Source organism: Sinomicrobium pectinilyticum (assembly GCF_003725735.1).
In the GTDB taxonomy this organism is placed as follows: Bacteria; Bacteroidota; Bacteroidia; order Flavobacteriales; family Flavobacteriaceae; genus Sinomicrobium; species Sinomicrobium pectinilyticum.
This window is the reverse complement of sequence record NZ_RJTM01000002.1, coordinates 330,369-340,355: the sequence shown is the minus strand read 5'-3', so window position 1 is coordinate 340,355 and position 9,987 is coordinate 330,369. Positions and strand designations below refer to the sequence as shown.

Here is a 9,987-nt window from a genome sequence, read left to right as displayed (position 1 = left end):
TTAATAATTTTATATCTATTTTATTTAATAAATTGCTAATGTAAAATTAACGCGAATAGAAATTTAAATTCTGAATTTTGTAGTGTTCGTGTGAACTTTTATTAATGATTATTTGAGTTAGTTAGTTTAGAAAAAGGGGCTTAATAAGTCCCTTTTTTTTATTTCATACGGTTTCGCAGCAACCAGCCGGGTCAGTTGGTCGGTGGTTTCGGTACATCCCGGCAAAGCCGGGACACTCAACCACCTCTGCTTGAATTACATTAGCATTTAATGATGATCCCTGTTCGTTGCTTTTCACAAAATTACAGACGACACAAGGTGGTTGAGTGATTGCCGATAGGCAATTGTACCGAAACCACCGGCATGCCCCCTCCTTCTCCAGGGGCAAACATTGTTATAGCCGCTCCCTCAGCATTTTGAAATAATCGAAAGCCTTTACAAGGCGAGACCCGTACCAGCTGAACATCTCTCCATCTACAAAGACCGTTTTGGCATGGTGGGTAAACCGTCCTGCTTCAAATGCGTGCTCTTCTTTGAAAGGATAAGGTTCTGATGAGAGAAAAACCAGGTCAGGGTCCCCTTCCAGGCGTATTTTCTTTAATTCCACCACGGGGTACCGCTCTTTATTTCCGTAAATATTCTCAAAACCGTTCAGGGTAAGCAGATGATCTATAAAAGTATTTCCTCCGGCTACCATCCAGGGTTCACGCCAGATAAAATAGGCTGCTTTCAGCACGGGTTTATCCGCTATGTATTCCCGGAAATCCCGGAGTCTGTGTTCTATTTTATCTGTAATACGGGATGCATCCGTCCGGCAGGAGAATATCTCCCCGTACTGCCGGATCAGGTCCAGGGAATCTTTTATGGTGAAGATATCCGAAACATGTACGGGGGCTATCTTTTCCAGTTCTTCTACCATTTCGCGGGTATTCTCTTCCTTATTGCATAGGATAATGTCCGGCTGCAGTTCCCTGATCCGGTCATATTTTACTTTTTTGGTCCCCCCGACAATAGTTTTCACGGATTTGAAATGGTACGGATGCACACAGAATTTCGTAATTCCTGCTATGCTGTCCTCCAACCCCAGATCGAACAGCAATTCTGTCTGGGAGGGTACCAGGGACACAATGCGCCCGGGCACTTTTTCCAGAATAATTTCGCGCTGTATCTGATCTTTAATAATCAATGGAATCGGATTTTTCAGGATTTACCCGGGCATAACGGCAGCCATGATCGATTGTATTTTCTCTGCTTCTGTCTTTGCGGCCCCGGCAAAATCCATTCCGCCGGACGCGTATATGATGCCCCTTGCCGAATTTACAAGCAAGCCGATATTTTCATTCATACCGTATTTGCATACTTCTTCCAGGCTCCCCCCTTGTGCACCAATACCGGGCACCAGCAAAAAACTATCGGGCACAATACGCCGGATATCTGCCAGGTATTCTGCTTTGGTCGCTCCTACCACATACATCAGGTTATGGCTGTTTTTCCACTTCCCGGACGTTTCCAGTATCCTTTTGTACAATTCCCTGCCTTCCGTATCTTTCGTCTGAAAATCAAAAGCTCCCTGGTTAGAGGTGAGGGCCAGCAATATGGTATGCCTGTCTTCGAATTCCAGAAAGGGCTCTACGGAATCTTTTCCCATATACGGGGCCACGGTAACCGAATCGAACCCGAGATCTTCAAAAAAAGCTTTGGCATACATGGCGGAAGTATTGCCTATATCCCCTCTTTTGGCATCGGCAATGGTAAAAATCTCGGGATATTTTTCGTTCAGGTAACCTATGGTCTTATGCAAGGCTTCCCAGCCTTTTATTCCGTAAGCTTCATAAAAAGCGATATTGGGTTTATAAGCAACAGTTACATGACTGGTAGCATCGATAATGGCCTTATTAAAGGCAAATATGGGATCTTCTTCCTCCAGCAGGTGTGCGGGGATCTTTTGCATATCTACATCCAGCCCTACACAGAGAAAGGATTTTTTCCGGTGTATCTGTCGTATCAGTTCTTGTGTTGTCATGCCGTATCGTATGGTTAATAAAATGCCGCACTTCAAAATACTTGCGGTGCGGCATTGCTGTTTGGTATATTCTTATATTCCTGCTTGTTCAAGGTAATTCCCCGGTTTGCTTAAAATACGTCGCCTTCTTTCAGTTTTTCGGTATTTTCCGCGAGTTTTAATTCTTCGATAATCTTACCGATGTCGCCGTTTATGATATTCTGAAGGTCATAAAGGGTAAGGCCTATCCTGTGATCGGTAACCCTTCCCTGCGGATAGTTGTATGTTCGTATTTTGGCACTCCTGTCCCCGCTGGAAACCATACTCTTACGCTTTGCCGCATCAGCTTCCTGTTTCTTGGCAAGTTCTCTTTCATACAAACGGGAACGCAATACCTTGATCGCTTTTTCGAGATTCTTATGCTGGGATTTTTCATCCTGGCAACGTACTTCTATCCCAGTGGGAATGTGTTGTAACTGGATTGCGGAATAGGTAGTATTCACCGACTGTCCGCCGGGTCCCGTGGATGTCGTACGGATGATCTTTACATCGCCCATGTCCAGTTCCACATCAAACTCTTCTGCTTCGGGAAGCACCATTACGGTTGCTGCCGAGGTGTGTACCCGTCCCTGGGTTTCGGTTTGCGGCACACGCTGTACGCGGTGTACTCCCGCTTCAAATTTCAGGTTCCCGTAAACATCTTCGCCGTTGACTTCAAATATGACCTCTTTAAAACCTCCGGAGGTCCCTTCGTTAAAATCCACTACATTCACTTTCCATCCGCGCCCCTCGCAATACTTGGTATACATACGGTAAAGATCACCCGCAAAAATGGATGCCTCGTCACCACCGGTACCCGCCCGGATCTCCATCATGGCATTTTTAACGTCTTCGGGGTCCTTCGGGATAAGCAAGTATTTTATTTCCTCTTCCAGTGCCGGGAGTTGCTCCCTGGCTTCCTCCAGTTGCATTTTTGCCATTTCCACCATTTCGGCATCACTGCCATCGGCAATAATTTCTTCGGCTTCGGCAATATTGTCCAGTACGGTCTTATATTCCTCCCGTTTATCCACAACACCTTTCAGGTCCTTATACTCCTTGTTGAGTTGTACATAACGCTTCTGGTCGGCTATGATATCGGGTTGTATGATAAGGTCCGAAACCTCATCAAAACGCTGTTTTACTATGTTTAACCTGTCTAACATTTAGATTTACGATTTTTGACTGACGATCCGCCTGTTTCGGGCATATCATCCCCGGTACGAACTGTCAATAAACCTGTGGTTCATTCGGTTGGCAAAATTACGATATTTTTATCAGACTAATATCCGAACACCCCGAATTCGCTTTCTATAGTAAGTTTTTTGTGGTCTGCGGCCTCTACCCTTCCCACGATCTGTGCATCTACGCCAAAAGACCGGGATATGGCCATGATATCTTCCACTATATCTTCATTTACATAGAGTTCCATTCTGTGGCCACAGTTAAACACCTGGTACATTTCTTTCCAGTCCGTTCCGGATTGCTGCTGTATAAGCCTGAACAGCGGGGGGACCTTAAAGAGATTGTCTTTTATGACGTGTAGGTTTTCGACGAAATGAAGAATTTTGGTCTGTGCCCCGCCACTGCAATGCACCATACCGCAAATGTCTTCCGGAGTGTATTTCTCCAATATTTTTTTGATGACAGGCGCATAGGTCCTTGTGGGTGACAAAACCAGTTTTCCGGCATCCAGCGGTGAACCTTCCACCGGGTCGGTAAGTTTTACACCTCCGGAATATACCAGGTCTTCCGGAACGGACGGATCAAAACTTTCGGGATATTTTTCCGCAAGATATCTGCCAAATACATCGTGCCTGGCCGAAGTAAGGCCATTGCTTCCCATACCCCCGTTGTATTCTTTCTCATATTTTGCCTGACCGAAAGAAGCCAGTCCCACGATAACATTACCGGCTCTTATGTTGGCATTATCAATAACATTTTTCCGTTGTATCCTTGCTGTTACGGTAGAATCTACGATAATAGTCCGTACCAGGTCCCCCACGTCGGCGGTTTCTCCGCCGGTAGCATGTATTTTAACCCCGAATTCCCCGAGTTCGGCAATGAGTTCTTCCGTGCCGTTTATTATCGCGGAGATAACTTCCCCGGGAACCAGGTTTTTATTCCTGCCGATGGTAGAGGATAATAATATATTATCTGTAGCACCTACACATAAGAGATCGTCTATATTCATAATAAGCGCATCCTGGGCGATCCCTTTCCACACGGAGATATCTCCTGTTTCTTTCCAGTACAGGTACGCCAGGGATGATTTGGTCCCCGCTCCGTCGGCATGCATGACCAAGCAGCTTTCTTCATCGCCGGTGAGGTAATCGGGAACTATCTTGCAAAAGGCTTTGGGAAAAAGTCCTTTATTGATATTTTTTATGGCATTGTGTACGTCTTCCTTAGAGGCCGAAACGCCCCTCTGGGAATATCTCTTACTTACCGAAGAACTCATAAATAAAGTCGTTTGCCGCAAAAATACATAATTTCAGGCTGATACCGGCCGATTTTATTGCGGATTTCATCCGCATGTCCCCATAAAAAACGGGGAGACCCTGCTCTCGCAAAATCTCCCCTTAAGGCAAAGTTTATGACCTGATTATTTGATAAACAGAAGTTCCCTGTATTTGGTAAGGGTCCATAACTCGTCATCCACGAGCAGTTCCAGTTTATCACAATGGTATCGTATTTCATCAAAATAAGGCTTCACTTTTTCGCAGTATGCTTCCGCTTTAAGTTCGGCACTGGTAATCACGTTGGCTTTCTTACGCTCTTCGATCATAGCCGTTACCTTCGAATTAATCTCGGCAATATGCTCGGAAATCTCTTCGATAAGGTCTAATTGTTCTGATGCAACTTTCTTGAAATCGGTACCGAAAACATCCTTGAGCCCCTTAACGTTGTCAATAAGGATATTCTGGTAACGGATGGCAGTAGGAATAACGTGGTTTCGCGCAATGTCTCCGAGTACCCGGCCCTCTATCTGCACCTTCATAGTGTACTCTTCCAGTTCTATTTCGTGTCGTGCCTTTACTTCCACTTTACTCATTACCTTCATTTCTTCGAACAGGGAAATGGCTTTCTTGGACACCATGGCCTTAAGCGCCGACGGTGTGGTCTTATTGTTGCTGAGTCCGCGACGCCCGGCTTCTTTTTCCCATGCGGCGCTATATCCGTCACCTTCGAAACGTATTCTTCTTGAAGATTTGATATATTCACGTAATACGTTGAATATGGCTTCGTCTTTCTTCAGTTTCTTTTTGGAGATCAGTGCATCCACCTCTTTTTTGAATTCCATGAGTTGTTTTGCCACAATCGTATTCAACACTGTCATCGGCTTACCGCAGTTGGCTTTGGAACCTACGGCACGAAGCTCAAACTTATTTCCGGTGAAAGCAAAAGGAGATGTTCTGTTACGGTCGGTATTATCCAGTAATATTTCCGGGATTTTTCCGACTACATTCAGTTTGAGGTCGGTTTTTTCCTGGGGCGACAGTTTACCGGTAGATACATCTTCCAGTTCGTCCAGAACACGGGTAAGCTGCTCGCCGATAAATACGGACATAATGGCCGGTGGTGCTTCGTTTGCTCCCAATCTGTGGTCGTTTGTTGCCGAAGCCACGGAGGCGCGGATCAGTTCTTCATACTCATTTACCGCTTTTATAGTGTTGATAAAGAATGTAAGGAACTGCAGGTTTTTCATCGGGGTACTTCCCGGGCCCAGCAGATTGATACCGGTATTGGTTGCCAATGACCAGTTATTGTGTTTTCCGGAACCGTTGATGCCGGAAAACGGTTTTTCGTGAAACAGTACTTTAAAGTAATGCCTGTCGGCAGTTTTATCCATCACATCCATTAACAGGGAATTGTGATCGACAGCCATACTTGCCTCTTCAAAGATGGGTGCAAGCTCAAACTGATTCGGGGCCACTTCATTATGACGTGTTTTAACCGGAATCCCGAGCCTCATACACTCGATCTCCAGGTCACGCATAAAATTCACCACCCTGTTGGGAATGGATCCGAAATAATGGTCATCCAGCTGCTGGCCTTTTGCCGCAGAATGCCCCAGTAACATTCTCCCGGCCTGAAGAAGATCCGGCCTGGTATAAGCAAGGGCTTTGTCCACAAGAAAATACTCCTGTTCCCACCCAAGGGTAGCCGTAACTTTGGTGACGTTCTTATCAAAGTATTTTGCCACTTCGGTAGCGGCGTTATCTATTGCCTGTAATGCCCTTAAAAGCGGTGCTTTGTTGTCCAGGGCCTCTCCTGTATAAGAAACGAATACTGTAGGGATACAAAGTGTTCCGCCGTAAATGAATGCGGGAGAAGTAGGGTCCCATGCCGTATATCCACGGGCTTCGAAAGTATTTCGGATACCGCCGTTAGGGAAACTGGATGCATCCGGCTCCTGCTGTACCAGCTGGCTTCCGTCAAATTTCTCCATGGCCATTCCTCCCCCTATGGTTTCAAAGAAGGCGTCGTGCTTTTCCGCCGTAGCTCCGGTAAGGGGCTGGAACCAGTGCGTATAGTGTGTAGCTCCTTTTGAAATAGCCCAGTCTTTCATCGCCGCAGCTACCTGGTTTGCAATTTTCCGGTTTATTTTTTCTCCAAATTCAATGGCGTTCATTACGCTGACAAAAGCTTCTTTCGTCATAAATTGCCGCATCGCCGTTTCATTGAAAACATTTTCCCCGAACAACTCCGAGCGCTTTATTGTCTCCTGCACCGGAATTGCCGTTCTGCCAAAAGTTTCCTGTATAGCCTTAAATCTGATTGTTGCCATATTGCTTTGTTGGTTATTGTTTCTGTTCTGTTTTTTACACCATTTTATTATATATACAAAATTTTTTCTTCCTTCATTTCCCCGACGCCACCTTCCGCGGGCCACCTGCCTGCTGTTTTTCCCTGAAAAACCTGGACGACATACACTCCCTGCTTTTTGTATTTTGCATCCAAATATATAAAAATACCGCAACAAAAATCTCTTTTTTTTGAACACCCCCTGCCACAAATACCGGTTTGAACAAAAAAAACCCTATCCGTTATATTTCAACCCCTCTAATACCACAATCGGAGACTTTTTTGTTTTAAAATTAAATTCCGTTAAAGATTAAACAAAAATCTACCCTTCAAAATAAATTATATTCAACAACCCCCTATTAAAAATAGGGTATACCTAAAAAGAAACGACTAAAAATACCACAACCCCTATTAAATTTACACAGTATCAAAAAAAATATTACTTTTACACCACTATACCGACGTAGATTAGTGTTCAATTTAAATTATGAAATGATATGAGCAGAGCTAAACTTGAGTACATTTGGTTAGATGGTTATGTACCGACGCAGAGCCTGAGGAGTAAGACAAAAATTGTGAGTGATTTTTCAGGCAGACTGGAAGATTGTGAAATGTGGTCTTTTGACGGTTCTTCAACAGAACAGGCAGAAGGTAACTCTTCCGATTGCCTGCTAAAGCCCGTTTTTATTTGCCCCGATCCGCAGAGAAAGAATGCCTATCTGGTAATGTGCGAGGTCCTGAATCCTAACGGAACTCCGCATGTCTCTAACGGAAGAGCTATTATAGATGATGATGATAATGACTTCTGGTTTGGTTTTGAGCAGGAATATTTCCTCTGGAATCCCGAAACTAATAAACCTCTCGGTTTCCCTGCCAACGGTTATCCGGCACCTCAGGGACAATATTACTGTTCTGTCGGTGCGAACAACGCTTACGGAAGAGAAATCGTGGAGGAACACCTGGATGTATGCCTCGAGGCCGGACTCAATGTAGAAGGTATCAATGCAGAGGTTGCTGCCGGACAATGGGAGTTCCAGATTTTCGCCAAAGGCGCTGCAGAAGCCGGCGACCAGATATGGGTAGCCCGCTATTTCCTGGAAAGAATTTGTGAAAAATACGGTATTGCAGTAAACTGGCATCCGAAACCGCTCGGACAACTTGACTGGAACGGAAGCGGTATGCATGCCAACTTCTCCAACTCTATATTGAGAACTTGTGGCGATAAAGGAGTTTACGAAAGCATTTGTGAAGCATTCCGTCCTGTAGTAACGGAACATATTGAGGTTTACGGTGCACATAATGACCAGCGACTGACCGGTAAGCACGAAACCGCTTCCATCACGGACTTCAGCTATGGTGTATCTGATCGGGGTGCTTCGATACGTATTCCTATCGGAACTGTGGAGCGCGGCTGGAAAGGATGGCTGGAAGACAGGAGACCGGCATCGAACGGTGACCCGTATAAAATTGCAGCAAGAATCATCAAAACGGTAAAATCCGTTGAAGTAAATAACGCTGTTGCCGTATAAACAGCAATAGTGAATAATTCTGTTTTTTGTGTATAATTAAAAACGCCGGCTCTCTTTCTTCGATTGCCGGCGTTTTTTGTTATATTATTCATCTTCTTCCCTTCCCGGAAACCTAGTTCACCTGCTGGGTGGTCGTGTAATGCGGAACATGTAATTTTCAGCCCCTGCTTCTTTACAGGTTACAGTGTAAAATAGACAAAGGCTATATAGGACCCGACCAGAATGATCCCTTCGGGTTTACCCAATCTCATTTTCCTGGGCAGAAACACCAGTGGCAACAATATAAAGGCATAGCCCAGCATCCAATAAAGATCGCTGCTTATAAGCCTCTCATCTTTTGCCTGTACAGGTGTTATAATGGCTGTAATACCAAGAACTGCCAGAATATTAAAGATATTGGACCCCAGAAGATTTCCCAGGGATATGGCTTTTTCTTTTCGCAATACCGCCATTATGGAGGCTGCCAGTTCAGGAATACTGGTTCCCACGGAAACTACGGTAACCGCAATGACCCGTTCACTTACTCCGTAATATCCGGCCATACCCACGGCCCCCCGTATCAATAACTCGGAGCCACCCCACAACGCAACTCCCCCGATCAGCAGGAGAAGAAGTATTTTCCCTGTTCCTGGAACTTTATCTGCCATTTCGGATACTTCATCGGGCACCTCATTATCGCCTTTATTACGGAACATTACGAGGATAAACAATATCAGCAGGGTAAATAACACCATACCTTCCCAGCGCTGTATCATCCCGTCAAAAAAGATAAAACCGTAAAGTACCAGTGAAGCCAGCATCATAAACGGCCAGTCCATTTTATAAAAGCTTTTCTGAACGGTTATCGAAGAGAGTAAAACCGTAAGCCCCAGGACTAGCCCCAGGTTGGCTATATTGGACCCCACCACATTACCCAGGGCAATATCCGAAAAGCCATCGAGTGCCGATTTTACACTTACAATCAGTTCGGGGGCAGAAGTAGCGAAAGATACTACGGTCATACCTATCACCATGCGGGGAATATGCAACCGCAATGACATCCCTACGGCGGCGCGAAGCAACCAGTCTCCTCCGAATACCAGTAAAACCAAACCTATAATTATAAATGCAATATCCATACGTACTTTTTTAACCAATTGCGAATATAGGACTTTTGCCTTTAGGACAAAACAACCCTTGTGCATTTGCCGGAAACATTATCATTTATCTATTTTTACCACTGGCATCCACTTAAAAACATATGATTTTCAATTGGTTATATTCGCGCTCTTTGAGGTTATTGTAACTCATATTCGTAAACAACTCTTTTACAGGTGTTTTAGTCGGCAGGGGATACCCTTAATTTATAATGTCATAGGTTGAACGATCAACTTCAGGTTATTTCCTATACCGGCTACTTAGCAACAGGTTATAATGGCGGTGTAAATACGGAAACGGCATGTATCTCTTCTGGTATTGCCAATGTCTCTGGCTTCGCAGTCTACATTCGGTAAAACCCCCGGCTATAACGAAAAGTATCTCTGCCAGCGCAATACCGGTAGGGGCATAATTGTGAAACAGATGGTATCACGGTCAGTCTCCTGGCAAGTTCCGGACGGGTAACCTGCC

Annotated in this window: 7 protein-coding genes; 1 reads left to right on the top strand and 6 read right to left on the bottom strand. The window is 44.9% G+C overall.

Annotated features, from left to right (window positions below; all coding sequences use genetic code 11):
- Positions 1-394 precede the first annotated feature (394 nt).
- From ED312_RS01365 to ED312_RS01345, 5 genes are all read right to left on the bottom strand, one after another.
- On the bottom strand, positions 395-1,186 hold the full coding sequence (locus ED312_RS01365) for an ABC transporter substrate-binding protein (RefSeq protein WP_123214182.1): 792 nt from the start codon (positions 1,184-1,186) through the stop codon (positions 395-397).
- Positions 1,187-1,207: 21 nt separating this feature from the next.
- Positions 1,208-2,023 carry an orotidine-5'-phosphate decarboxylase gene (gene pyrF / locus ED312_RS01360; protein WP_123214181.1) on the bottom strand — a complete coding sequence of 272 codons (816 nt, stop codon included), beginning with the start codon at positions 2,021-2,023 and terminating at the stop codon, positions 1,208-1,210.
- A gap of 110 nt (positions 2,024-2,133) precedes the next feature.
- The gene (prfA, locus tag ED312_RS01355) at positions 2,134-3,207 is read right to left on the bottom strand and encodes a peptide chain release factor 1 (protein ID WP_123214180.1); all 1,074 of its coding nucleotides are present in this window, start codon (positions 3,205-3,207) and stop codon (positions 2,134-2,136) included.
- A gap of 116 nt (positions 3,208-3,323) precedes the next feature.
- The gene (locus ED312_RS01350; RefSeq protein ID WP_123214179.1) at positions 3,324-4,502 is read right to left on the bottom strand and encodes an AIR synthase related protein; all 1,179 of its coding nucleotides are present in this window, start codon (positions 4,500-4,502) and stop codon (positions 3,324-3,326) included.
- 144 nt (positions 4,503-4,646) lie between these two features.
- A complete protein-coding gene (locus ED312_RS01345; RefSeq protein WP_123214209.1) occupies positions 4,647-6,833 on the bottom strand; it encodes a glutamine synthetase III family protein in 2,187 nt (728 codons plus the stop codon).
- 514 nt (positions 6,834-7,347) lie between these two features.
- Between ED312_RS01345 and ED312_RS01340 the strand changes: the two genes are divergently transcribed.
- Positions 7,348-8,379: a glutamine synthetase beta-grasp domain-containing protein gene (locus ED312_RS01340; protein WP_123214178.1), complete on the top strand. Its 1,032-nt coding sequence runs from the start codon at positions 7,348-7,350 to the stop codon at positions 8,377-8,379.
- A 179-nt stretch (positions 8,380-8,558) separates the two neighbouring features.
- On the opposite strand, the gene ED312_RS01335 is transcribed toward ED312_RS01340, so the two are convergent.
- On the bottom strand, positions 8,559-9,497 hold the full coding sequence (locus tag ED312_RS01335) for a calcium/sodium antiporter (protein WP_123214177.1): 939 nt from the start codon (positions 9,495-9,497) through the stop codon (positions 8,559-8,561).
- Between the last annotated feature and the right edge of the window lie 490 nt (positions 9,498-9,987).

Coding starts and splice junctions, on each gene's coding strand:
- pyrF (WP_123214181.1), bottom strand. CDS start 2,023: ATGACAACACAAGAACTGATACGACAGATACACCGGAAAAAATCCTTT.
- prfA (WP_123214180.1), bottom strand. CDS start 3,207: ATGTTAGACAGGTTAAACATAGTAAAACAGCGTTTTGATGAGGTTTCG.
- ED312_RS01350 (WP_123214179.1), bottom strand. CDS start 4,502: ATGAGTTCTTCGGTAAGTAAGAGATATTCCCAGAGGGGCGTTTCGGCC.
- ED312_RS01345 (WP_123214209.1), bottom strand. CDS start 6,833: ATGGCAACAATCAGATTTAAGGCTATACAGGAAACTTTTGGCAGAACG.
- ED312_RS01340 (WP_123214178.1), top strand. CDS start 7,348: ATGAGCAGAGCTAAACTTGAGTACATTTGGTTAGATGGTTATGTACCG.
- ED312_RS01335 (WP_123214177.1), bottom strand. CDS start 9,497: ATGGATATTGCATTTATAATTATAGGTTTGGTTTTACTGGTATTCGGA.